Source organism: Parvibaculum sp. (assembly GCF_049651025.1).
Taxonomy (GTDB): domain Bacteria; phylum Pseudomonadota; class Alphaproteobacteria; order Parvibaculales; family Parvibaculaceae; genus Parvibaculum.
Window position 1 is genome coordinate 1 of the sequence record NZ_JBASBH010000011.1, and the last position, 23061, is coordinate 23061.

Genomic DNA, 23061 nt, shown 5'->3' on the forward strand with positions numbered 1-23061 from the left:
TATTCCGGGTATCTGCAAACTCTCACCGGGCCCCCATTTCAGGGCAGTAGCAGCGAGGGTTTGACCCTTGAAGGGCGGCCACAACGCCCGCAATCCGTGCTAAACCACCCCCATGAGCAACCTTTTCGCAGCAGCAGGCATGGATGAGGGCGCGCCGCGCCCGCTGGCGGACCGGCTGCGCCCAAAAGTGCTTGAAGAGGTCGTCGGGCAGGATCACCTGATCGGCCCCAAAGGCCCGCTCGGCCGCATGCTGGCGCAGGGCCATCTGTCCTCGATCATTCTCTGGGGCCCGCCCGGCACAGGCAAGACGACCATTGCGCGGCTGCTTGCCGACAAGGTGGGGCTGCATTTCGAGCCCATGTCGGCGATCTTTTCCGGCGTCGCGGACCTCAAGAAGGTTTTCGAGACCGCGCGCGGTCGCCGCGCCGTGGGCAAGGGCACGCTGCTTTTCGTCGACGAGATCCATCGCTTCAATCGTGCCCAGCAGGACAGTTTCCTGCCCGTCATGGAAGACGGCACGGTCACTCTTGTCGGCGCGACGACGGAAAACCCGTCCTTCGAGCTGAACGCCGCCGTGCTTTCGCGCGCGCAGGTGCTGGTGCTGAACCGGCTCGATGATGCGGCGCTCGAGTTGCTGCTGGTGCGGGCCGAGGCTCATGTCGGGCGCAAGCTGCCGCTGGACGATGATGCGCGCGCGACGCTGCGCGCCATGGCCGATGGCGACGGGCGCTATGCGCTGAACCTTGCCGAAGAGGTTTTCGCCCTCAGCGCGGAAACGCCGCTCGATACGGGCGGCCTTATCGCCGCTGTCCAGCGCCGCGCACCGCTTTACGACAAGGGGCGGGAAGGGCACTACAACCTCATCAGCGCGCTTCATAAATCCGTACGCGGATCGGATTGCGATGCGGCGCTTTACTGGCTCGCCCGCATGCTCGAAGGCGGCGAAGATCCGCTTTATATCGCGCGCCGTCTTGTGCGCATGGCGAATGAAGATATCGGCCTTGCCGATCCGCAGGCCGTGAGCCAGGCGCTGGCGGCCAAGGATGTCGTCGATTTCCTGGGAACACCGGAAGGCGATCTCGCCCTTGCGCAAGCGGTTATCTATCTTGCGACCGCGCCGAAATCCAACGCCGCCTATATGGCGTTCAACGCCGCCCGTCGCGCCGCCCGGGAAACAGGCTCCGTCGCGCCGCCCGCGCATATCCTCAATGCGCCGACGCGGCTGATGAAGGAACTCGGCTACGGCAAGGGCTATGTCTACGACCCCGATACGGAAGACGGTTTTTCCGGTCAGGATTATTTTCCTGAAGAAATGGGCCGCACCCAATTCTACCATCCGGAAGAACGCGGCTTCGAGCGCGACATCAACAAGCGTCTCGCCTATTGGCAAAAGCTCAGGGAGGAGAAGTCGAAGTGAACAGCATTTTTGCGGTTGCTGTGGGCGGCGCCATCGGATCGGTCTTGCGCTATCTCTTCAACATAGAGATAACCCGGCATCTGGGGACGAATTTCCCCTGGGGCATTCTCTGCATCAATCTTCTCGGCTGCTTCATCATGGGCGTGGCCGCGGAAGCCTTCGCGCTTCGCTTCAGCGCGCCGCAGGAAATGCGCAGCTTCATGCTGACCGGCATTCTTGGCGGCTTCACCACCTTCTCGGCCTTCGCGCTCGATACGGGTGTGCTGCTTGAGCGCAATGACACCGGCCTTGCCGCGCTATATATCGCTGCCTCCGTTGGAGGTTCCATTCTTTCTCTCTTTCTCGGGCTATATGCCGTTAGGACTGTTTTTGCATGAACGCCGTTGCGCAACACGAAATCACCGGTGAAGAAGACGGAATTCGTCTCGACCGTTGGTTCAAACGCCATTTCCCCTCGCTGACGCATGGGCGGCTGGAAAAGCTGCTGCGCACGGGGCAGGTGCGCGTCGACGGCGCGCGGGCGAAGGCGAATGCGCGGCTTGCGACGGGGCAGCTTGTGCGCGTGCCGCCGCTCGGCGATGCGCTCGAGCCTGCGCCGAAGGTCGAGCGCGATGTCAGCGACAAGGATGCGGAGATGATCCGCGCCTGCGTCCTCTATAAGGACAAATCCGTCATTGTACTGAACAAGCCTTCTGGCCTTGCCGTTCAGGGCGGTACGAATACGAACCGCCATCTCGACGGCATGCTGGACGCGCTGAAGTTCGACGCGGCCGAGCGGCCCAAGCTTGTTCATCGTCTTGATCGCGATACGAGCGGCGTCCTCGTGCTGGCCCGTTCGACGCGTGCGGCTGCCGCGCTCGCGCGTTCATTCAAGCAGAAAGACGCCCGCAAGATTTACTGGGCGCTGGTCGTCGGCACGCCGTCGCCGCTCAGGGGCACCATCAACCTTGCCCTCATCAAGAAGGAAGGTCCGCGCGCCGAACGCGTGACGCCTGCCGAGGATGATGAGGAAGACGCCAAGAACGCCGTGACGCATTATTCGGTCATCACCAGCATCTCGACGAAATTCGCCTGGGTCGCCTTCATGCCGATGACCGGTCGCACGCATCAGATCCGCGCCCATGCGGCGGCCATCGGCACGCCGATTGTCGGCGACGGAAAATATGGAAATTTCGACAGCCATCCCGGCGGCGAAATTCCCCACCAGTTGCACCTCCATTCGCGCTCGCTCAGCATCGCCCATCCCGATGGCGGCGGTAAACGCATCTATGTCGAAGCGCCGCTGCCGCCGCATATGCAGAAGACATGGAATCTGCTCGGCCTTGAAGAGCGCGATGCCAAGGGCGCGTTCGACGGGTTGGAAGTTTGATGCTTGCGCTTTCTACATTTCGTTCGTCATGGCTCGACTTGATCGGGCCATCCATCTTCCTTGCCTCGTCACCAAAGTTGGATGCCCCGATCAAGTCGGGGCATGGCGGTGAGAGGATGGAGCGCGTAGTTCAATGACCAGCCCCCGCCTCGTCGTCTTCGATTGCGACGGCACACTCATCGACAGCCAGCATATGATCGTTGCGGCGATGGCGCATGCCTTTGCCGCGCATGGTCTTGCCGCATTGCCGCGCGCGCAGGTTCTCTCCATTGTCGGTCTTTCGCTCGACGAGGCGCTTTTTGCGCTGTTGCCGCATGAAGAGCCGGGCAAGCGCCGCCTGATCACTGAAGCCTATAAGGACGCCTTCTCCCATTTGCGCGCCCGGCCCGATCTTGCCGAGCCGCTATTCCCCGGCACGCGCGAGGCGATCGAGGCGGCGGCGAATGAGGGCATGCTGCTTGGCATTGCGACCGGCAAGTCGCAGCGCGGCCTTCGTCACATGCTCGAAACGCACGATCTCGGCCATTTTTTCGTAACTCTTCAGACGGCGGACGACGCGCCATCGAAGCCCCATCCGGCCATGCTTGAACAGGCCATGCGGGAAGCGGGCGCCGATGCGCGCGATACGGTCCTTGTCGGCGATACGACCTACGATATTTTGATGGCGCGAGCCGCCGGGGCCCATGCGCTTGGCGTCGATTGGGGTTATCATCCGGCTGTCGATCTTGATGGCGCGGGCGCGCGGCAGGTCTTGTCGCATTTCACCGAGCTTGCACCTGCGCTTGATGCCATCTGGCCTGCCTCTGTGGGGGAGAAAATCCGATGAGAGCCCTTGGTCGCCTGCTTCTTCTGCTTGTCATCGTTGTCGGCGTTGCGATCGTCGCTCTGTCCTTCGTCGATCTCGGGCGGTTTGCGCCGCAGATTGAAGCCGCCGCTCAGAAGGCGACGGGGCGCAGCCTCAAGATCGAGGGGCCGCTCCATATCGGCATTTCTCTGATGCCTTCGCTCGTCGCCGAAAAGATCCGCTTTGCCAATGCCACATGGGGCACGCGCGCGGATATGATGACGGCGGACAAGCTCGCGCTGAAGCTCGACGTGATCCCGCTTCTTTCCGGCAAGGTTGCGTTGAAGTCCGTCGAGATCAAGGGCGCCGACATTTATGTCGAGACGGACGAGAGCGGAAAAGGCAATTGGGAATTCGGTGAAGCAGCGCCCGCGCAGAACGAACCCGCCAAGGGCGGCGGCGCGGTTCTTGCCGGCGTGCCCGAAGTCAGCATCAGCGATCTGAAGATTGCCTATCGCGACGGCAATACGAAGAAGGTCACGAAGGCCGAATTCAAGAATGTGTCGATCGAGCCGAAGGGCGGCGGCGTTCACACCATCGTCGCGGGCGACGTCAACGGCTCGACGGTCGCGTTCGAGGCGGATGTCTTTCAGAACGCCGATGAGATTCAATTCAAGGATGCGGCGCTCACCGTTGCAGGCACCAGCGTCAAGGGCAACATCGCGGTCAATCTTTCGGGCAAGCCGACCATCAATGGCGCGCTGTCGAGCGACAAGCTTGATGTGACGCCGCTTGTTTCCGGCGGTGGCGGCAAGAAGGGTGGACCGATCTTCAGCCGCGATCCGCTTCCGCTCGATCAGCTCAATGCCGCCAATACCGATCTCACGATCAGCGTTGGCACGCTCACTTTCGGCAAGGTGGAACTCACCAATCTGACGCTGCCGGTGAAGCTCAATGGCGGCGTTCTCAGCGTGGCGGCGGTCGCCTCCTATCGCGGCGTGCCAATCAACGTCGGCATATCTGGCAATGGCAATGCGCGCAGCCTCGGGCTCGATACGCGAACCAGCGCGCTCGACATAGGCAAGCTCTTTTCCGACCTCGACGTGACGAACCTTCTCGCTGCCAAGGCGGACATCGCCGCGAAACTGTCCGGCCACGGAGCGTCTCTCCATGCCATAGCGGCGAGCGCGACCGGCCAGACAAATCTGGCGATGGGCGAGGGCACGATCAATTCGAAGATGTTCGCGCTCGTCTCCAACGATCTTGCCAAGGCGATCATCCCGAGCGGCTCGGGCGGCGACACGGCGCGGCTCGTCTGCGCGCTCAGCCGGTTCGATTTTCACGACGGCGTCGGCACGTCGAAGGCGCTGGCCATTGAAACAGACAGTCTCATCACGACGGGCAGCGGCACGATCGATCTCGGCTCCGAGCAGCTCGACCTGTTGCTGAAGCCCAAGCCGAAAAGCGCGAGCCTTGCGAGCCTCGCCTTTCCGATCCGCGTCTCCGGCCCGCTCGCCTCGCCCTCTGCCGGCGTCGATCGCGAAGGTGCGGCCATCGGCATTGCGACGGCTGCGGGCGGCATCGCGCTCACGGGCGGCGTCGGCGCGTTGCTGCCGCTGATGAGCACGGGTAATGCATCGTCGGGCACGGGCGGTTGTGCGAGCCTTGCGGCGAAAGCGGCGGAAAGCACCGGCGTTGTCGGAAGCGTGAAGGGGGCAGGCGAGGGCGTTGTGAAGGGTGTCGGCGGCGCGGTCGAAGGCGTCACCAAGGGCATCGGCGATCTGTTCAAGTAAGAGTTGGCATTATGAGTGACGAAGACGGTTCGATTTTCGATCTGGGGCTCGGGCGCAATCGCGTGCTTGATGAGCAGCCCGCGCATCCGGGGCAAAACACGTTCCGCAATCTGCCCAAGCGCTTCTATAAGGAAGCGAGCGCCGCCGCCGTCGATGGCGGATTTGCGATTTTGCTCGACGGCAGGGGTGTGAAGACGCCCGCGCGCTCCGCCCTCGTCGTGCCGTCGCTCGCGCTTGCGCAGGCCATGGCGGATGAATGGAACGCGCAGGGCGAGCGCATCGATCCGCGCAGCATGTGGCTGACGAAACTTGCCAACACCGCCATCGACCGCGTGACGCCGCGCCGCGACGCTGTGATCGACGAGATCGCCGGTTTCGCAGGCGCCGACCTCATCTGCTACATGGCGGATCATCCGGTCGGTCTTGCGCAGCGTCAGGCCGCGCATTGGGCGCCGCTCATCGTCTGGGCGGAGGAGGCGCTTGGCGCATCGCTCCGCGTGACGCCCGGCCTCGTTCATGTGCCGCAGGATGAGGCCGCGCTCGCGGCGCTTCGCCGCGCCGTTTCAGCCGCAAACGACTTCCAGCTTGCCGCGCTTCACAATGCCGTAACGCTCACAGGCTCCGCCGTCATCGGCCTCGCACTGCTTCATCGCCGCCTCACCGGAGAGCAGGCTTTCGAGGCGTCTCACGTCGACGAAGCATGGCAGGCCTATGTCAGCGGCGAGGACGAAGACGAGGCTGCAAGGCTCGCGATGCGCCGTGCGGAACTTCTCGATACGCTCAAATTTCTCGAACTTGTGTCAGACGCTACGTAAAGCCGGCCTCATCTCGGGGCGCTAAGCCATTGGCAATTAGGGATTTTCGGTGCTATTCAAAGCGCCTGGATTTCCTTTTTGCGACAATATTCACAACCACGCATCCTGGCCGTTATTTCGCGGCGGCGCGGGCTTTTGGGGGCAGAATGAAAGAGATTATTCGCCAGCTTGAGGAGCGCCGTCAGGTTGCTCGGCTGGGCGGTGGCCAGAAGCGCATCGATGCACAGCATGCGCGCGGCAAGTTGACTGCGCGCGAGCGCATCGAACTCCTGCTGGACGAGGGCTCCTTCGAGGAGTTCGACATGTTCGTCGAGCATGATTGCCACGACTTCGGCATGGAGAAGCAGAAGATTCCGGGCGACGGCGTCGTCACCGGCTGGGGCACGGTCAATGGCCGTCCCGTCTATCTCTTCGTGAAAGACTTCACCGTTTTCGGCGGCTCGCTCTCCAAGGCGCATGCCAAGAAGATGACGAAGATCCAGGATATGGCGATGCGCAACGGCGCGCCGATCATTGGCCTCTTCGACGCAGGCGGCGCGCGCATTCAGGAAGGCGTCGACGCGCTTGGCGGCTACGGCGAAGTCTTTACACGGAACGTCTTGGCGTCCGGCGTCATTCCGCAGATTTCCGTTATCATGGGGCCATGCGCAGGCGGCGACGTTTACTCGCCCGCCATGACCGACTTCATCTTCATGGTCCGCGACACATCCTACATGTTCGTGACCGGCCCGGACGTCGTGAAGACGGTGACGAATGAAACCGTCACCTCGGAACAGCTTGGCGGCGCGTCGATCCACACCACGAAGTCGTCGGTCGCCGATGGCGCATGGGATAATGACGTCATCACGATGACGCAGATCCGCCGCTTCATCGATTTCCTTCCGTCGTCCAATCGCGATGGCGTGCCGGAGCGTCCCTATTTCGACGATCCCCGCCGCGTCGAGAAGTCGCTCGACACGCTGATCCCTGCCAACCCCAACATGCCTTACGACATGAAGGAGTTGATCCTGAAGACGGTGGACGAGGCGGACTTCTTCGAAATTCAGGAAAGCTTCGCAAAGAACATCATCGTCGGTTTCGCGCGCATCGAAGGCAAAACGGTCGGCATCGTCGCCAACCAGCCGATGGTTCTTGCCGGCGTGCTCGACAGCGATGCCAGCCGCAAGGCCGCGCGCTTCGTGCGCTTCTGCGATTGCTTCAGCATTCCGATCGTCACCTTCGTCGACGTTCCGGGCTTCCTGCCGGGCACTGCGCAGGAATATGGCGGCCTCATCAAGCACGGCGCGAAGCTGCTCTTTGCCTATACGGAAGCGACCGTGCCGAAAATCACCGTCATCACGCGCAAGGCCTATGGCGGCGCTTATGACGTGATGTCGTCCAAGCATATTCGCGGCGATCTCAATTATGCCTGGCCCACGGCCGAAATCGCGGTCATGGGCGCGAAGGGTGCGGTCGAGATCATTCATCGCGCCGATATCGGCGATGCCGACAAGATTGCTCAGCACACGAAGACTTATGAGGATCGCTTCCTCAATCCTTTCGTTGCCGCCGAGCGTGGTTATATCGACGAAGTCATCATGCCGCATTCCACGCGCGTCCGCGTTGCGCGCGCTCTCGCTCTCCTTGCCAACAAGGAAGTCGAGAATCCGTGGAAGAAGCACGACAACATTCCGCTCTGAGGGCGATCGCATGTTCAAGAAAATCCTGATCGCCAACCGTGGCGAGATCGCCTGTCGCGTCATCAAGACGGCGCAGAAAATGGGCATCAAGACTGTCGCTGTCTATTCCAGCGCCGACAAGGATGCGCTGCATGTCGAGATGGCGGACGAAGCCGTTCACATCGGCAATGCGCCGGCGTCTGAATCCTATCTCATCATCGAGAAGATTATCGCCGCCTGCAAAGAGACGGGCGCCGAGGCTGTGCATCCGGGTTACGGCTTTCTGTCCGAGAATGCGAAGTTCGCGCAGGCGCTGGCCGATAACGGCATCGCCTTCATCGGGCCGAACATCAAGGCCGTGCAGGTGATGGGCGACAAGATCGAGTCGAAGAAGTTCGCCAATGCGGCGAAGGTCTCGACCGTTCCGGGCTATCTCGGCGTCATTGCGGACACGACGGAAGCCGTCAAGATCGCCAATGAGATCGGCTATCCGGTCATGATCAAGGCCTCGGCTGGCGGCGGCGGCAAGGGCATGCGTATCGCATGGTCCGAGAAAGAAGTTGCCGATGGTTTCAACTCGTCGAAGTCTGAAGCCAAGTCGAGCTTCGGCGATGATCGCATCTTCATCGAGAAGTTCGTCACGCAGCCGCGCCACATCGAAATTCAGGTGCTTGGCGACAAGCACGGCAATGCGATCTATGTGCTGGAGCGCGAATGCTCCATTCAGCGCCGGAACCAGAAGGTCATCGAAGAGGCGCCGTCGCCCTTCCTTGACGAGAAGACGCGCAAGGCGATGGGCGAGCAGGCCGTCGCGCTGGCAAAGGCCGTCGATTACGAAAGCGCGGGCACTGTCGAATTCATCGTCGACAAGGATCGCAATTTTTACTTCCTCGAAATGAACACGCGCCTTCAGGTCGAGCATCCGGTAACCGAGCTCATCACCGGCATCGATCTTGTCGAGCAGATGATCCGCGTCGCCTATGGCGAAAAGCTTTCGATCAAGCAGTCGGACGTGAAGATCAATGGCTGGGCCATTGAAAGCCGCATCTATGCCGAAGACCCCTATCGCAACTTCCTGCCGTCCACCGGCCGCCTCGTGCGCTATCAGCCGCCCGCGGAAGGCACCGAAGACGGTCTGACGATCCGTAACGACACGGGCGTCTATGAAGGCGGCGAAATCTCGATCTACTACGATCCGATGATTGCAAAGCTCTGCACGCATGGTCCCGATCGTCTGTCCGCCATCGACCATATGTCGGTTGCGCTGGACAGCTTCCGCATCGAGGGCATTCGCCACAACATCCCGTTCCTCGGTGCGATCATGGAGCATCCTCGCTTCCGCTCGGGCAACATCACGACCGGCTTCATCGCTGAGGAATTTCCTGAAGGGTTCCACGGCGTCGAGCTTGGCGAGCAGCGCACCAGGAAGCTCGCGGCGGTTGCCGTTTTCATGAACAAGATTCATGCAGAACGCGCCGTGCTCATCAGCGGCCAGCTCTCTGCCCGTCCGCGCCATCTGCCGACCGAATGGGTCGTCTCGGTTGGCGACTGGTCGCAGCGCGTCACCGCCGATGAGGGCGATGAAGGTCTGGACGTCATCTTCCTCGACGAAAAGGGCAAGCCCATCGGCGAGCATGTCGTCACCAGCGATTGGGTGCCGGGCGAGTCCGTCTTCATCGGTGAAGTCGATGGCGAAACCTTCGTCGTCCAGCTCGATCGCGCCAAGCAAGGCTATCAGCTCACCTATCGCGGCGGCAGCGTCGCCGCCGTGGTTCGCACCGCGCTTGCCCATCGCCTTGCGCTGCTCATGCCCGAGAAGATCGCGCCCGACACGTCGAAATTCCTTCTCTGCCCCATGCCCGGCCTCGTGAAGTCCATCGCGGTCGAAGTCGGTCAGGAAGTGAAGATGGGCGACACGCTCGCCATCGTCGAAGCGATGAAGATGGAAAACATCCTCCGCGCTGAGAAAGACTGCATCGTCGCCAAGATCGAAGCGAAAGCAGGCGACAGCCTCGCCGTCGATGCGGTCATCATGGAATTCGACGCCTGACCACAAATTCAGTGTCGTCCCGGGACTTGATCCCGGGACCCATCTTGCTTCGGATCGCGGCTTGAAGGTGGGCCCCGGGGACAAGCCCCGGGGCGACATCGCAAGTTTGAATTTCGGCCGTTAAAACACGCCTCCATTGACACTTTCCCCGTCAGCCATCAGCCTTGCTCCAAGAGTGGAGGAGGCGAGATGCGCAGCGGGTTTTCGGCCGGTTTCCTAATTATCCTTTTCGCGCTTCTGGGCAGCGGACCGGCTTGCGCCGATGCAAGCGTCGTCACCAGCGCCGTCGAGTGGCAGGCGGGGCAGACGGTTTTTCTCGCCGGGCGCGACTTCACCATCGACCGCAAGATCGACGGCTCGTTGACGGCAACGGGCGAAACCATTTCCGTCACCAATAATGCGAATATCAAGGGCGACGTCTGGATTGCCGCGCGCCGCGTTGCCGTTGAAGGCAAGATCGGCGGCGAGCTTGCGATCCGCGCACAGGACGCGCTCATCAACGGCGAAGTGAAAGGCGATGTCAGCTTTTACGGCGTCCATCTCGCCTTCGGGCCTGACGCGCGCATTGGCGGCGATGTGCATTACTACGCCGCCTTGCCTGCCGAAATTGATGAAGGCGCCAAAATTTCCGGATCGATGAAATCGAACGTGCTGCGCGATCAGTCGGAGCGGCATATGCAGCCGCGCGCGGAAAGAGGCTGGCACAGGGGTTGGGCCGCGCCCGGCTACAGGCTCTCCTGGCCCGGCGCGGTCTTCTTCGGCATTCTCGCGGGCATTGTCGCGCTCGTTTCGCCGCGCAGTTCGGCGCGTATCGGCGATGCGGCGGCAACGCAGCCCCTCATGTCATTTGCCATCGGATTTTTGTGGCTCGTCGGCACGCCGATCCTTGCCGTCGTCGCAGCCTTCACCATCATCGGCCTGCCGCTCGCCTTCATCGTGATCATGCTCTGGCCGCTTGGCATATTGGCGGGGCTGGTCGCATCGATCCTCGCGCTTGGTGAAATTTTCACGCACCGCATAGGCGAGCGTTACGACAATACGGCGCGCTTGCTCATCGGCATCATTCTGGCGACGCTGCTGCTCTGGATCGGAATTTCGCTTCCCGCATTCGGGCCGCTGGTCTGGCTTGGCGCGGTCACGCTCGGCATCGGCGCGATCGGTCTTGCGAGCCGTGCGAAAATATCCGGGGTCTGACGAATTCAATCCGCGCCGAAAATATCGTCAAAGGTCTTCTTCATCGCCACGTCCACATCTTGCATCGTCGCGGTGATGCCGAGATCGGCGAGGCTCGTCACGCCGTATTGGCTTATGCCGCAAGGCACGATCCCCGAGAAGTGATCGAGCGTTGGATCGACGTTCAGGCTGATGCCGTGAAACGTCACCCATTTGCGGATGCGCACGCCGATGGCGGCGATCTTGTCCTCGCGCCCGATGCCAAGGTCCGGGCGGCGCACCCATACGCCGACGCGGCCTTCGCGCAGTTCGCCCGTCACGTTGAACTCGGCCAGCGTCGCGATCAGCCAGCGTTCGAGGTCGGTCACGAATCGGCGGACATCCGGTCCGCGCTTTTTCAGGTCGAGCATCACATAGCCGACCCGCTGTCCGGGGCCGTGATAGGTGTATTGGCCGCCGCGCCCGGTTTTGAAAACGGGGAAACGGTCGGGGGATAACAAATCTTTTTCGTCGGCGCTGGTGCCTGCCGTGTAGAGCGGCGGGTGCTCAAGCAGCCACACAAGCTCTCGCTCATTTGTCTCGGAAATGGCTCGAACTCTCGCTTCCATTTCAGCAAGCGCGTGCTCATAGGCGACGGGTGCATCCGAGATGCGCCATTCCACCTCGCGGGCGGATGCGGAAATCGGGTCGGGGAGGGGAGCGGCTTTAACCATGACGTAACTCTAACATGCGACCTTTCCCAAATGTTGAAGTCGCGCGATGTCGCTATGGGGCCCGAATTGAACGCCGTCAGTTCCGTATTCGTCGAAATATCTGTTGTCCTCGGCCGAACCAATCTGCCGATTCACCAGCTATTGAAAATGGGCCGTGGCGCCGTTATCGAGCTCGATGCGAACCACGAAGACGAGGTTTGGCTTCTTGCCAACAACATACCCATCGCGCGCGGCCAGATCGTGGTGGAAGGCGACAAGATCGCAATTTCAATCACTTCGACGGTCCGATCCATCGTCTGAACGGGTCGCGAGGCGCTTTCAATCGATCGATTGCGCCCCTATTTTACATTTCATATCCGATAATAATTAGAATATACGGACTGATATTGAATTATCAGCCGCACTGGCCTATTTCTATGGGGATTATTCAGGCAAGGCGGGGATATTCGCCCGCTTTCCATCAGGAGTGAAGATGTTCCCCCTCGCGCTCGATCTCTCCCTCGTGAAGGTCGTGCTCGTTGGCGACGGCGATGCGGCGCTGAAGCGCCTGGCGCTGCTGGATGCCAGTGGCGACACCTCCAGGCTCGACGTCTATTCGGCCTCTCCCTGCGCGGTCCTTCGGGAACGGGCTGGAAGCCGCCTCAAGGGCGAAAGGCCGTCTGTAGAGGCTTTGGAGGCCGCGCAGATCGTGTTTGTCGCGGGGCTCGCCGAGGCTGAGGCTGCGGAAATTGTCGCCATCGCTCGCAAGGCGGGACGGCTTGTGAATGCCGAGGACATCAAGCCGCTTTGCGACTTCCATGTTCCCTCGACGGTGAGGCGGGGAGACCTGTTGCTGACGGTTTCGACCGGCGGCCGGTCTCCGGGTCTTGCCAGGCGGCTTCGCCGTCATATTGAAGCGCTGTTCGGCCCGGAATGGGCAGGGCGGCTGGAAGAACTGGCGAATTTGCGCGACGACTGGCGCCGTCAGGGAGTGGGTATGTCCGAGGTCGGACGCCGCACTGACACATATGTCGAGGAAAAGGGTTGGCTCCCGTGACCGTTCTGCAACTTAAAAGCCACGAAAACCGGGCGGCGGCGATGGACGCGCCGACGGTTTTGTCCTCGCGGCTCGAATCGCTTCGTCTCACCTATCCGGGTCTTGTCGGGCCGGACCTGCTTGAGGCGATGATCAAGACCGAATTTCCCGGCAAGATTGCCGTGGTTTCCTCCTTCGGGTCCGAATCGGCTGTGCTTTTGCATATGGTCGCCGAGATCGATCCGACGACGCCGGTCATTTTCCTCAATACCGGCAAGCTTTTCGGCGAGACGCTGCGTTATCGCGACCGTCTTCAGGAGCGCCTCGGACTGACCGATGTGCGCGCCGCCGGTCCCCATCCCGCCGACCTGCTGGCCAAGGATCCGAACGGCGCCTTGTGGAATTCGAATCCCGATGCCTGCTGCTTCGTGCGCAAGGTCCTGCCGCTTGAGCGGGCGCTGCAGGGCTTCTCCGCCTCCATCACAGGCCGCAAGCGTTTCCAGACAAATGCACGCTCCGCCATGCACCCGATCGAAGAAGAGGCGGTGCGCGGCACCGGCGAGCCGGGAAGCGCATCGGGCACGCGTTTCAAGATCAACCCGCTGGCTTTTCTCGGCCAGGAGGAGCTTGAAGCCTATACCGAGACGCACAGGCTTCCCCGCCATCCGCTGGTCAAGGACGGCTATCTTTCCATCGGCTGCATGCCTTGCACGGAGCGTGTACCGGAGGGTGGAAGCTATCGCGATGGACGCTGGGTGGGCCGCGATAAGGACGAGTGCGGCATCCATACGCCGGTTAATACGGACGGCGACGGCATCTAAATCGAAATCTTTGAAATTGCAGCTTGAGGTGCCGACGGGGATTTGTTACATCGGCGCGTCTTAAGGACATGCGCGGTCGTGGCGGAATTGGTAGACGCGCAGCGTTGAGGTCGCTGTGGGGCAACCCGTGGAAGTTCGAGTCTTCTCGACCGCACCATGTCTTTGGACGACGAGTATGGAAAGCCGGTTTGCCGTTCTGCCAAAAGCAGCGGCAGCCGGCTTTTTCATTTGCGGTACAAGCCTCCGGTTGTTGCGCGTGGCGTTGCTCCTCTGGCGCTAGCCGAGTGCGTGCAAATCAAGCAAACTCCAGTCTGGCCGATCCGGCCGGAAGAAGACTTGAGGGCCATCATGCGTCATTGGAGCCGGGCTGCTGTCCTGCCGGCGTTTCTTCTTTTCACGGCACTTGCTGCGTCTCCGACAGCCGCGAGTGCTGACGCATGGCGTGAAGGAGCGCCGATGACGACGGCGCGTGCCTATGCGGGCGGCGTGGTCATAGGCGACGATCTTTACGTCATTGGTGGAAGCAGCACATCCGGTCCCCGGTCTCTCACGGAAATCTACGACACGGTCGGCAATATCTGGCGCGCTGCGGCAGCGCTGCCTGTCGGCCTCGAGCAATTCGGAATCACTTTCAACGACAACAAGATTTACGTTGCCGGTGGCTTTGCGACGGCTGGTCCTGATTCCGAAACCAGGGAAGTCGAGAGCAACAGCCTCTGGATTTTCGATTTGAATCTCGGTGCATGGATCAAGGGGCCGTCCATGCCGGCAGCGCGCATCGGGCTGGGCCTTGCAAGCGTCGCGGGTAAAATTTATGCCATTGGCGGAAGCGGCCCGAATGCGGAACAGGTTTTTATTTTCGATCCGCAAGCAAGCCGCTGGACGACCTCCAAAGTATCGATGCCTGCACCGCGCATCGGCGCCAGCGTGACAGTCTTCAATAACGAAATCTATGTGATCGGCGGTTCCGTCGATCATTCGCCGACGGCGCGCGTCGATATCTTCGACCCGGCGCGCGGAACGTGGCGCGCCGGACCGGCATTGCCATCGCCGCGGGCAGGCCACGTCGCTGTGGTCGTTGATGGAAAGATTCATGTGACGGGCGGCCAGAGCATTTCTCCGCCCAAGACCTATCCCGATCACTTTGTCCTCGATGCGAGCGGCGCCCAATGGAGCAAGGCGCCTCCGCTGCCGACACCGCGTCATGGCGCCGTCGCCGCCGCATCTCACGGCAAGCTCTTCGTGATCGGTGGAAGTCCGGGGGCGGGCGTCTATACCGTGTTCACCGCCTCCGATGTCGTCGATATTTACTCAGGCAAATGAAAGAAGAAACTGTCCGCCATGTCCGTTAACAGCTTTCAGTCCCTCGACTTCGATCTCGGCGAAACCGCCGACATGATCCGCGATACGGTGCGCGCCTTCACCGCGGACAAGATCGCGCCGCGTGCGGCCGAGATCGACCGTACCAATACGTTTCCTCGCGATCTCTGGCCCGAACTTGGAAACCTCGGTCTTCTGGGGATTACCGTTGAAGAGGAGTTCGGCGGCGCGGGCCTTGGCTATCTCGAGCATGTCATCGCCATGGAGGAAATCAGCCGCGGGTCTGCAAGCGTCGGCTTGTCTTACGGTGCGCATTCCAATCTCTGCGTCAATCAATTGCGCCGCTGGGGCACGGAAGCGCAGAAGCGCAAATATTTGCCGAAGCTGATCTCCGGCGAGCATGTCGGCGCGCTTGCCATGTCCGAGCCGGGCGCCGGTTCGGACGTCGTTTCCATGCGGCTGAAAGCGGAGAAGCGCGGCGATCGTTTTGTGCTCAACGGTAACAAGATGTGGATTACCAACGGTCCCGATGCCGACACGCTGATCGTCTATGCAAAGACCGATCCGGCGGCCGGGCCGAAGGGCATCACGCCGTTTTTGATCGAGAAAGATTTCAAGGGTTTCCGCGCGGCGCAGAAACTCGACAAGCTCGGTATGCGCGGTTCGAACACCGCCGAGCTGGTCTTTGAAGATTGCGAAGTGCCCGAGGAAAATGTTCTCGGCAAACTCAATGAAGGCGTGCGCGTTCTCATGTCGGGTCTCGACTATGAGCGCGCCGTTCTTGCAGCGGGGCCGCTCGGCATCATGCAGGCCTGCATGGACGAAGTGATCCCTTACGTGCATGAGCGCAAACAGTTCGGCGAACCCATCGGCACGTTTCAGCTCATGCAGGGCAAGCTGGCCGACATGTATTCCACGATGAATGCATGCCGCGCCTATGTCTATGCGGTGGCGAAAGCCTGCGATCGCGGGCAGACGACGCGCAAGGACGCCGCAGGCGCGATCCTCTATGCCGCAGAGAAGGCGACATGGATGGCGCTCGAGGCGATCCAGACCCTGGGCGGCAACGGTTATATCAACGACTACGCAACGGGCCGGTTGCTGCGCGATGCAAAGCTTTATGAGATCGGAGCGGGGACAAGCGAAATCCGCCGCATGCTCATCGGGCGTGAACTTTTCAACGAGACGGCCTGATCCGATGAATACAGTTTTTGAAGTGAATGGCGCGGTCGCGCATGCGACCCCTTTTGCCGCAGGCCCATGGGATCCGTCGATGCAGCATGGCGGTGCGCCCGCATCGCTTGTCGCATGGGTGGTCGAGGGCATTCCGACTGCCGTGCCGATGCAGGTTGCGCGTTTGACGCTCGATCTCCTTCGGCCCGTGCCGATCGGTCCGCTTGAAATCAAAAGCGAGGTTGTGCGCGAGGGGCGCAAGATTCAACTCTGCGCCGTCAGCCTTTTATCCGGGGGCAAGGAAGTGGTGCGGGCGAGTGCGCTCAAGATCCGCAGCGGCGACTATACAGAGTTGAAAGACGTGGCGGGCGCGGCGGTGACGTTTCCCTCGGCATCGGAGTCGCCGCCGATCGACGAAACGATCCGCAGCAGCAGCGGCTTTATCTCCGGGCTCGATATCAGAAATGCCAAAGGCGGATTTGATCTTTTGGGCGCAGGTGGACCGGCAGCCTGCTGGTTTCGTTCCGTCCGCCCGATTGTCGCGGGAGAGAGCAATTCGCCCTTGATGCGCGCCGCGATGACAGCGGATTTTTCCAACGGCGTTTCATCCGTTCTTGGCCGCGACTGGACGTTCCTCAACGGCGATCTGTCGATCAGCCTGATGCGGATGCCTGTCGGCGAGTGGGTCCTGCTCGACGCCGAGACATGGGTCGACGAGACGGGCATCGGCATGGCCGCAGGCCGTCTCGCCGACGAGCAGGGATATTTCGGCCGCTGTGTTCAGAGCCTCGTGATCGAGAAGCGCTAGAGTTACCTCACCAGCTTCACGGCGCGGAAGGCCAGCGGCGCAATACCCGTCATGTAGAAGCCCAGGATGGCGGCGACGGCATAGCTTGTCGCGACGCCTTCGATACCGAGTTGATGGGCTGCGCTGTTGAGCCCTGTCTGCAGCGCGAAGAGGACGACGACGCCCGCAATGCCCATGGCGATGCGTACCCACCAGGCGGGGAGGATCGGCGTGTTCGGCGCGAGGCGGTGGTCCATATCCGCGCCGAGCACCCAGCCGAACAGGAGAGCGAGCACGCCAACCGTTTGGTCAGGCTTTTCGCCGTTGGGCCAGGTGAGGAACAGCACGACGCCGACAGCCACGATGATGGCAAGATGCGCTATCCCCGGCATTTTACGAATGGCGTCGAAGGTCGAAGACAGAAACCAGACGAAAATGAAAATGCCGATCAGTCCGAGCGAAAGGCCGGTCAGGATATCGTCTATGTCATGGACGCCGAGATAGAGGCGGCTGAGGCACACGCCAGCCACGATGAAGATGGCGGCGGCCCAGGCCCAGGAGCGTTTCAACTCGTAGGCGATCCAGAACCACATGGCGATGGCGACCTGCGCATGCCCGCTCGGCCGCCCGTAAGAGCCTGCGACACGCTGATCGAGCCAATATTTTGGATCGGGTCGTGGGTCCTGCCAGAGATCTTTCAGCCAGCCGTTGATAACGGCCGTTATTGCAATGAGCACGACGAGCCGCATGGCGCGTCCGCGGTCCCAGAGCCAGTAGCTCAGGGGCAGGGCGATCAGGAAAAATGTCGTGTAGCCAAGCCAGGTAAAGGCATTGGCAAGTTGCGTTGCACCATCGCTTCGCAGCGGCAGCACCCAATCCATATCGTGCAGAAAGTTCACGTGAAGCTCCCCCCGTTTCCCGTTTTAGGCTAGGTTTCGAATCCGACCTGCCTTGTTGATTAAAACAATACCCCGAGGAAATCCCATGTCCCAGCCCGTTCATGCAGCCGACCCCGTCGTTATCGCCAGCGCCGCGCGCACGCCTATGGGCGGGTTTCAAGGCGTGCTCTCCGATCTGACGGGTCCGGAGCTTGGTGCTGTGGCTGTGCGGGCGGCCGTGGAGCGGGCGGGGCTTTCGGCAACATCCGTGGACGAAGTGCTGATGGGCTGCGTCTTGTCAGCGGGAGCCAAGCAGGCACCGGCGCGTCAGGCGGCGCTCAAGGGCGGCCTTGACGAAAGCACGCCGTGCACGACCATCAACAAGATGTGCGGCTCGGGCATGAAGGCCGTGATGATGGCGCATGATGCGCTGATTGCGGGCCACGGAAGCGTCATCATCGCAGGCGGCATGGAGAGCATGACGAATGCGCCCTATCTGCTACCCAAGGCGCGTGGCGGATTGCGCCTCGGTCACGGCGAGGTCAAGGACCATATGTTCCTCGATGGTCTGGAGGATGCCTATGAGGGTCGCCTGATGGGCGCCTATGCCGAAGAGACGGCGCGCTCCTATCAATTCTCGCGCGAGGCGCAGGACGCCTATGCGGTGGAGTCGCTCAACCGCGCCAAGCGAGCAGGGGAAGACGGCAGCTTCGCGCCGGAGATCGTGCCGGTCGCGGTCAAGACGCGTAAAGGCGAAGTCGAGATCGTGCAGGACGAGCAACCTGCCAAGGCTGATGCCGCAAAAATTCCGACGCTGAAGCCTGCCTTCGCCAAGGACGGTTCGGTGACGGCGGCGAATTCCAGCTCCATTTCGGATGGCGCTGCCGCACTCGTTCTGATGCGTCTGTCGGAAGCCAATCGTCGCGGGCTGACGCCGCTTGCCGCCATTCGCGGACATGCAATGCATGCGCAGGCACCCGCCTGGTTTTCGACGGCTCCCATCGGCGCCATGCAAAAGCTGCTCGACCGCGTGGGCTGGACCAAGAACGATGTCGACCTCTACGAAATCAATGAGGCCTTTGCGGTCGTTGCGATGGCGGCGATGAAGGAGCTTCAGCTCACGCATGCCAACGTCAATGTCTATGGCGGCGCTTGCGCGCTCGGTCACCCCATTGGCGCGTCCGGCGCGCGCATCATCGTGACGCTGCTTAACGCCTTGAAGCAGAAGGGCGGCAAGCGGGGTGTCGCGTCGCTTTGCATCGGCGGCGGCGAGGCGACGGCGCTGGCGGTGGAGCTGCTTTAAGGAGCGGATATTTGGCCGGAGATCGAGCGAGCGAGGCGAGAGAACTTGCAAGGCGGCTCGATTTCTGGTCGGGCCCGGTCGATCCCGAGCCACTTGCGGGTGGCATCACCAATCTGAATTTTTATGTACGCGACGGCGCGACGACGTTTGTCGTGCGTATCGGCGAAGATATCCCCGTCCATCAGGTACTGCGCTTCAATGAATTGACGGCGAACCGCGCCGCATTTCTGGCGGGCATAGCACCGGAGGTTGTTCACTCGGCGCCGGGCGTTATCGTGACGCGCTTCATCGATGGCAAGACGATGACGCCTGAGGGCATTCGCTCGCCCGGTTTCATTGAGCGCTTCGTTCCGGTCCTGCAGACATGTCACCGCATCGTGCCGCTTCATCTTCGCGGGCCGGTTCTGACCTTCTGGGTTTTCCATGTGCTGCGCGACTATGCAGCACGGCTGAAAGACGAGGCCAGCCAATACACACCGGCGCTTGGCCAGTTGATGGCGTGTGCCCGGCAACTTGAAAGCGCGGTCGGCCCGATCGATCTGGTTTTCGGGCATAACGATATGCTCGCGGGCAATCTGCTGGATGACGGCGAGCGCATATGGATGATCGATTGGGAATATGCGGGTTTCAATAGCCCGCTTTTCGATCTCGCCAATCTTGCATCGAATAACGAGTTCGACGAGGCGCTGGAGCGGTATTTCCTCGCGCTCTATTTCGATCAGCTGATCGACGATGATCTCTGGTACCGATATTCCGCCATGAAGGTCGCGTCATTGCTCCGCGAAACGATGTGGAGCATGGTGTCTGAACGGCATTCAAAAGTTGCCTTCGACTATTCGGCCTATACGGCTGAAAATCTTGCGCGCTTCGAACGAGCCTATCAGGATTTTTGCAAACTCTGACTCCGGCGTGATTTCCCATGACCTCCGTTCCCTCCCATGCTCGCGCTGTCGTCATAGGCGGCGGTATCATCGGTTGTTCGACGGCCTATCATCTGGCGAAGCTCGGCTGGACGGATGTCGTTTTGCTGGAGCGCGCGAAACTCACCAGCGGCAGCACCTTCCACGCGGCCGGGCTTGTCGGCCAGTTGCGAAACTCAGCCAACATCACGCAACTTCTCGGGCACTCCGTTTCTCTCTATGCGGAACTTGAGAAGGAGACGGGACTTTCGACGGGTTGGCGGCAGACAGGTGGATTGCGCCTCGCTTGCTCCGAGCCGCGCATGATCGAACTGAAACGTCAGGTGACGACGGCGCGCAGTTTCGGCCTCGAAATGCACATGTTGAGCCCGAAAGAGGCACAGGATTTGTGGCCGGTCATGTCACTGGAGGGCATAGTCGGCGCGGTGTTTCTGCCGTCCGATGGTCAGGCCAATCCATCCGATATTACGCAGGCGCTGGCGCGCGGCGCACGCATGCATGGCGCGAAGATCATCGAAGATTGCCCGGTTACGTCAATCGATCGCGATGCGCGCGGCATTACCGGCGTCACGACGCCCTTTGGCAAGATTGCGTGCGATACAGTTATCCTCTGTGCAGGACAGTGGACGCGCGAGGTTGCCGCGCAAGTTGGCGTCAACGTGCCGCTTGTGTCAGTAGAGCATCAATATCTTATCACCGAGCCCATCGCGGGCGTGACGCGCGATCTGCCGACCATGCGCGACCCAGACAACCTGATTTATTTCCGTGAGGAGGTGGGCGGGGTGACCATGGGCGGCTATGAGCCCAATCCGAAACCCTGGGCGGTTGACGGCATCCCTGAAGGTTTCCATTTCACCTTGCTCAACAATGATTGGGATCATTTCGAACAGATCATGGAACGCGCGATCATGCGCGTGCCTGCGCTGGAATCCGTCGGCATCAAGGAGATGATCAACGGCCCGGAAAGCTTCACGCCTGACGGAAACTTTATCCTCGGCGAAGCATCGGAATGTCCTCGGCTTTTTATAGGTGCGGGTTTCAATGCATTCGGTATCGCATCGGCCGGTGGCGCGGGCAAAGCGCTGGCGGAATGGGCGGTGGCGGGCGAGCAGCCTTACGATCTCTGGCCCGTTGATATACGCCGCTTCGGACGTCCGCATCGCGATGTCGACTGGGTGCGGGCGCGCACGCTTGAACTATATGGAAAGCACTATTCCATCGGTTGGCCCGGTGAGGAGCATGCAAGCGGTCGGCCGCTCAGGCGTTCGCCGCTATATGACCGGCTGAAAGCCGCGGGCGCCGTGTTTGGCGAGAAGCTCGGATGGGAGCGTCCGAACTGGTTCGCGCGCAATGGTGGCGAGGCGGTGGAGCTCTATAGCTTCGCGCGTCCGAACTGGTTTGACGCCGTCGGATATGAGCATCAGGCAGCGCGCGAGCGCGTGGCCCTTTTCGATCAGACATCGTTTGCGAAATTCATGATGGTCGGGCGCGACGCAGCAGCGGCGCTCGACTGGATCTGCGCGAATAATGTGACGAGGGCGCCGGGCACGCTTACCTATACGCAAATGCTGAATGCCAAAGGCGGCATCGAATGCGATCTGACCGTGGCGCGGCTTGCGGAAGATCGTTTTTACATTGTGACGGGCACCGGCTTTGCGACGCATGACTTCGACTGGATCATGCGCAATATCCCCGCGAACATGGATGCGCAGCTTGTCGATGTAACGTCAGCCTATGCGACGTTTGCGCTTATGGGACCCAACGCTCGTGATGTGCTGTCCCGCGTGACCCGCGACGATGTTTCGAACGCATCGTTTCCCTTTGCGCATTGCCGGGGCATCGTCATTGCTGGCGCGCCTGTGCTCGCACTTCGCGTGACCTATGTCGGCGAGCTTGGTTGGGAGCTTCACATCCCAACGGAATTGGCGCTCAGCGTCTATGATGCGTTGAAACGTGAGGGCGGAGCGTTCGGCCTTGTCGATGCAGGTTATCGCGCGATTGAATCGCTGCGTCTTGAAAAGGGCTATCGCGCCTGGGGGGCGGATATCGGGCCGGATCATACGCCTTTTGAAGCGGGTCTTGGCTGGGCGGTAAAGCTAAAGAAGGGCACTGATTTCCTCGGGCGCGATGCGTTGCTTGCGCCGCGGGACGCACCGCTAAAAAAACAGATGGCCTGTTTCACCCTTGCCGATCCCGATGTTGCGCTTTGGGGCCGGGAGACGATTTTGCGCGATGGCGAGCGCGTCGGATGGCTGACCAGCGGCGGCTGGGGCTACACGATGGCCACGAATATCGGCTATGGCTATGTCCGGCGGGCTGGTGGCGTCGATCGCGACTTCATCATGAGCGGGCGTTACGAGCTTGAGGTGGCGACGGAGCGGGTGCCATGCGAAGTGCATATGGAGCCGCTATATGATCCGCAATCGGCGCGGGTCAAGGCATGACGCCGTCGAGAACCAGTCGCGTGTGAACGTCGATCAGCGTCTTGCGGTCGATGCGGCCCTTGGGATTGTACCAGGTGCAGATGCCGGTCAGCATGGCGAGGATCGCATAGGTGCCGACGCGCAGATCCACGATGTCGAATTTTTTCTGGGCAGCGCCTTTTTCGAGGATGGTGTAGAGGCGGTCTTCATAGGCGCGGCGAAGGGCGACGATGCGCTTTCTGTTCTTTGGCGCAAGGCTTCTGAGTTCGGCGGACCCGATGAAAACTTCGCGTTTGCGCTCGATATGATAGGTGAGGTGAAAGGCCGTGAAGGCTTTCAGGCGAGCGAGCGGGTCGTCGATGCCATCGAGTTCCGCATCGACACGCTCCAGAAGAACGACCATGTGATTGTAGATCAGGTCGAAGAGCAGATCCTGTTTCGTCGCAATGTGATTGTAGAGCGATCCCGGCTGCAGGCCGACCTTGGTCGCCAGTTGACGCAAGGTCATGGCATCGTAACCACCCGTATAGATGAGTTGCAGCCCGGCCTCGCGAATGGCGGCCAGTGTTTTCGGCCCTGATGAGCCGACCGTTCTGCTCATGGCTATTTCGGTCCTGTTTCAGAGGCGCCTTGTTCAACGCCAGAAACG

General features: G+C 61.0%; 21 protein-coding genes and 1 tRNA gene. 19 read left to right on the forward strand and 3 right to left on the reverse strand.

What is annotated here, in order from left to right:
- Nucleotides 1–112 precede the first annotated feature (112 nt).
- From WA943_RS01030 to WA943_RS01070, 9 genes are all read left to right on the forward strand, one after another.
- On the forward strand, nucleotides 113–1417 hold the full coding sequence (locus WA943_RS01030; RefSeq protein ID WP_424467807.1) for a replication-associated recombination protein A: 1305 nt from the start codon (nucleotides 113–115) through the stop codon (nucleotides 1415–1417).
- Nucleotides 1414–1794 (forward strand): fluoride efflux transporter CrcB, encoded by a 381-nt coding sequence (crcB, locus tag WA943_RS01035; protein ID WP_424467809.1) that lies wholly within the window; start codon nucleotides 1414–1416, stop codon nucleotides 1792–1794. Before WA943_RS01030 ends, crcB begins: the two co-directional genes overlap by 4 nt.
- The gene (locus WA943_RS01040) at nucleotides 1791–2786 is read left to right on the forward strand and encodes an RluA family pseudouridine synthase (protein WP_424467811.1); all 996 of its coding nucleotides are present in this window, start codon (nucleotides 1791–1793) and stop codon (nucleotides 2784–2786) included. Before crcB ends, WA943_RS01040 begins: the two co-directional genes overlap by 4 nt.
- 133 nt (nucleotides 2787–2919) lie before the next feature.
- A complete protein-coding gene (locus WA943_RS01045) occupies nucleotides 2920–3612 on the forward strand; it encodes an HAD-IA family hydrolase (RefSeq protein WP_424467813.1) in 693 nt (230 codons plus the stop codon).
- On the forward strand, nucleotides 3609–5363 hold the full coding sequence (locus WA943_RS01050) for an AsmA family protein (protein ID WP_424467815.1): 1755 nt from the start codon (nucleotides 3609–3611) through the stop codon (nucleotides 5361–5363). Before WA943_RS01045 ends, WA943_RS01050 begins: the two co-directional genes overlap by 4 nt.
- An 11-nt stretch (nucleotides 5364–5374) precedes the next feature.
- Nucleotides 5375–6178 (forward strand): ATP12 family chaperone protein, encoded by an 804-nt coding sequence (locus WA943_RS01055; RefSeq protein ID WP_424467817.1) that lies wholly within the window; start codon nucleotides 5375–5377, stop codon nucleotides 6176–6178.
- Nucleotides 6179–6324: 146 nt separating this feature from the next.
- Nucleotides 6325–7857, forward strand: coding sequence for an acyl-CoA carboxylase subunit beta (locus WA943_RS01060; RefSeq protein ID WP_424467819.1), 1533 nt, complete (start codon nucleotides 6325–6327; stop codon nucleotides 7855–7857).
- 10 nt (nucleotides 7858–7867) lie between these two features.
- Nucleotides 7868–9886 carry an acetyl-CoA carboxylase biotin carboxylase subunit gene (locus tag WA943_RS01065; protein ID WP_424467821.1) on the forward strand — a complete coding sequence of 673 codons (2019 nt, stop codon included), beginning with the start codon at nucleotides 7868–7870 and terminating at the stop codon, nucleotides 9884–9886.
- A 189-nt stretch (nucleotides 9887–10075) separates the two neighbouring features.
- The gene (locus WA943_RS01070) at nucleotides 10076–11080 is read left to right on the forward strand and encodes a bactofilin family protein (protein WP_424467823.1); all 1005 of its coding nucleotides are present in this window, start codon (nucleotides 10076–10078) and stop codon (nucleotides 11078–11080) included.
- A gap of 5 nt (nucleotides 11081–11085) precedes the next feature.
- On the opposite strand, the gene lipB is transcribed toward WA943_RS01070, so the two are convergent.
- On the reverse strand, nucleotides 11086–11772 hold the full coding sequence (gene lipB / locus WA943_RS01075; RefSeq protein ID WP_424467825.1) for a lipoyl(octanoyl) transferase LipB: 687 nt from the start codon (nucleotides 11770–11772) through the stop codon (nucleotides 11086–11088).
- Nucleotides 11773–11802: 30 nt separating this feature from the next.
- Here lipB and WA943_RS01080 point away from each other — a divergent pair, with 30 nt between their 5' ends.
- The 7 genes from WA943_RS01080 to WA943_RS01110 all read left to right on the forward strand — a co-directional run bounded on the left by WA943_RS01080 (nucleotide 11803) and on the right by WA943_RS01110 (nucleotide 16909).
- Nucleotides 11803–12072, forward strand: a complete 270-nt coding sequence (locus tag WA943_RS01080) for a FliM/FliN family flagellar motor switch protein (RefSeq protein WP_424467827.1) — start codon at nucleotides 11803–11805, stop codon at nucleotides 12070–12072.
- 172 nt (nucleotides 12073–12244) lie between these two features.
- Nucleotides 12245–12808, forward strand: a complete 564-nt coding sequence (locus WA943_RS01085; protein WP_424467829.1) for a precorrin-2 dehydrogenase/sirohydrochlorin ferrochelatase family protein — start codon at nucleotides 12245–12247, stop codon at nucleotides 12806–12808.
- The gene (locus tag WA943_RS01090) at nucleotides 12805–13608 is read left to right on the forward strand and encodes a phosphoadenylyl-sulfate reductase (protein ID WP_424467831.1); all 804 of its coding nucleotides are present in this window, start codon (nucleotides 12805–12807) and stop codon (nucleotides 13606–13608) included. Before WA943_RS01085 ends, WA943_RS01090 begins: the two co-directional genes overlap by 4 nt.
- A 72-nt stretch (nucleotides 13609–13680) precedes the next feature.
- Nucleotides 13681–13765: transfer RNA gene (locus tag WA943_RS01095), tRNA-Leu, on the forward strand.
- Between the two features lie 299 nt (nucleotides 13766–14064).
- Entirely contained in the window at nucleotides 14065–14931 is an 867-nt protein-coding gene (locus WA943_RS01100) for a Kelch repeat-containing protein (RefSeq protein WP_424467833.1), read from the forward strand.
- An 18-nt stretch (nucleotides 14932–14949) separates the two neighbouring features.
- Entirely contained in the window at nucleotides 14950–16122 is a 1173-nt protein-coding gene (locus WA943_RS01105) for an isovaleryl-CoA dehydrogenase (RefSeq protein WP_424467835.1), read from the forward strand.
- Between the two features lie 4 nt (nucleotides 16123–16126).
- Nucleotides 16127–16909: a thioesterase family protein gene (locus tag WA943_RS01110; RefSeq protein WP_424467837.1), complete on the forward strand. Its 783-nt coding sequence runs from the start codon at nucleotides 16127–16129 to the stop codon at nucleotides 16907–16909.
- 2 nt (nucleotides 16910–16911) lie between these two features.
- Here the strand turns inward: WA943_RS01110 and WA943_RS01115 are convergent, their stop codons facing one another.
- The gene (locus WA943_RS01115; RefSeq protein WP_424467839.1) at nucleotides 16912–17787 is read right to left on the reverse strand and encodes a phosphatase PAP2 family protein; all 876 of its coding nucleotides are present in this window, start codon (nucleotides 17785–17787) and stop codon (nucleotides 16912–16914) included.
- Nucleotides 17788–17872: 85 nt separating this feature from the next.
- On the opposite strand from WA943_RS01115, the gene WA943_RS01120 reads away from it, so the two are divergent.
- Genes WA943_RS01120 through WA943_RS01130 form a run of 3 tightly spaced genes read left to right on the forward strand, consistent with a single transcriptional unit; the run spans nucleotide 17873 to nucleotide 22433 of the window.
- Nucleotides 17873–19069 (forward strand): acetyl-CoA C-acyltransferase, encoded by a 1197-nt coding sequence (locus WA943_RS01120; RefSeq protein ID WP_424467841.1) that lies wholly within the window; start codon nucleotides 17873–17875, stop codon nucleotides 19067–19069.
- Between the two features lie 11 nt (nucleotides 19070–19080).
- On the forward strand, nucleotides 19081–19971 hold the full coding sequence (locus WA943_RS01125; RefSeq protein WP_424467843.1) for a phosphotransferase: 891 nt from the start codon (nucleotides 19081–19083) through the stop codon (nucleotides 19969–19971).
- A gap of 17 nt (nucleotides 19972–19988) precedes the next feature.
- Nucleotides 19989–22433, forward strand: a complete 2445-nt coding sequence (locus tag WA943_RS01130) for a GcvT family protein (protein ID WP_424467845.1) — start codon at nucleotides 19989–19991, stop codon at nucleotides 22431–22433.
- Here the strand turns inward: WA943_RS01130 and WA943_RS01135 are convergent.
- Nucleotides 22423–23013, reverse strand: a complete 591-nt coding sequence (locus WA943_RS01135; RefSeq protein WP_424467847.1) for a TetR/AcrR family transcriptional regulator — start codon at nucleotides 23011–23013, stop codon at nucleotides 22423–22425. The genes WA943_RS01130 and WA943_RS01135 overlap by 11 nt on opposite strands.
- Between the last annotated feature and the right edge of the window lie 48 nt (nucleotides 23014–23061).

What these genes read in the sequence shown, in the direction of transcription:
- WA943_RS01080 (WP_424467827.1), top strand. Translation starts at nt 11,803, where the DNA reads ATGTTGAAGTCGCGCGATGTCGCTATGGGGCCCGAATTGAACGCCGTC.
- WA943_RS01120 (WP_424467841.1), top strand. Translation starts at nt 17,873, where the DNA reads ATGTCCCAGCCCGTTCATGCAGCCGACCCCGTCGTTATCGCCAGCGCC.
- WA943_RS01045 (WP_424467813.1), top strand. Translation starts at nt 2,920, where the DNA reads ATGACCAGCCCCCGCCTCGTCGTCTTCGATTGCGACGGCACACTCATC.
- WA943_RS01105 (WP_424467835.1), top strand. Translation starts at nt 14,950, where the DNA reads ATGTCCGTTAACAGCTTTCAGTCCCTCGACTTCGATCTCGGCGAAACC.
- WA943_RS01135 (WP_424467847.1), bottom strand. Translation starts at nt 23,013, where the DNA reads ATGAGCAGAACGGTCGGCTCATCAGGGCCGAAAACACTGGCCGCCATT.
- WA943_RS01055 (WP_424467817.1), top strand. Translation starts at nt 5,375, where the DNA reads ATGAGTGACGAAGACGGTTCGATTTTCGATCTGGGGCTCGGGCGCAAT.
- WA943_RS01065 (WP_424467821.1), top strand. Translation starts at nt 7,868, where the DNA reads ATGTTCAAGAAAATCCTGATCGCCAACCGTGGCGAGATCGCCTGTCGC.
- WA943_RS01130 (WP_424467845.1), top strand. Translation starts at nt 19,989, where the DNA reads ATGACCTCCGTTCCCTCCCATGCTCGCGCTGTCGTCATAGGCGGCGGT.
- WA943_RS01040 (WP_424467811.1), top strand. Translation starts at nt 1,791, where the DNA reads ATGAACGCCGTTGCGCAACACGAAATCACCGGTGAAGAAGACGGAATT.
- WA943_RS01100 (WP_424467833.1), top strand. Translation starts at nt 14,065, where the DNA reads ATGACGACGGCGCGTGCCTATGCGGGCGGCGTGGTCATAGGCGACGAT.
- WA943_RS01070 (WP_424467823.1), top strand. Translation starts at nt 10,076, where the DNA reads ATGCGCAGCGGGTTTTCGGCCGGTTTCCTAATTATCCTTTTCGCGCTT.
- WA943_RS01050 (WP_424467815.1), top strand. Translation starts at nt 3,609, where the DNA reads ATGAGAGCCCTTGGTCGCCTGCTTCTTCTGCTTGTCATCGTTGTCGGC.
- WA943_RS01110 (WP_424467837.1), top strand. Translation starts at nt 16,127, where the DNA reads ATGAATACAGTTTTTGAAGTGAATGGCGCGGTCGCGCATGCGACCCCT.
- lipB (WP_424467825.1), bottom strand. Translation starts at nt 11,772, where the DNA reads ATGGTTAAAGCCGCTCCCCTCCCCGACCCGATTTCCGCATCCGCCCGC.
- WA943_RS01085 (WP_424467829.1), top strand. Translation starts at nt 12,245, where the DNA reads ATGTTCCCCCTCGCGCTCGATCTCTCCCTCGTGAAGGTCGTGCTCGTT.
- WA943_RS01060 (WP_424467819.1), top strand. Translation starts at nt 6,325, where the DNA reads ATGAAAGAGATTATTCGCCAGCTTGAGGAGCGCCGTCAGGTTGCTCGG.
- WA943_RS01030 (WP_424467807.1), top strand. Translation starts at nt 113, where the DNA reads ATGAGCAACCTTTTCGCAGCAGCAGGCATGGATGAGGGCGCGCCGCGC.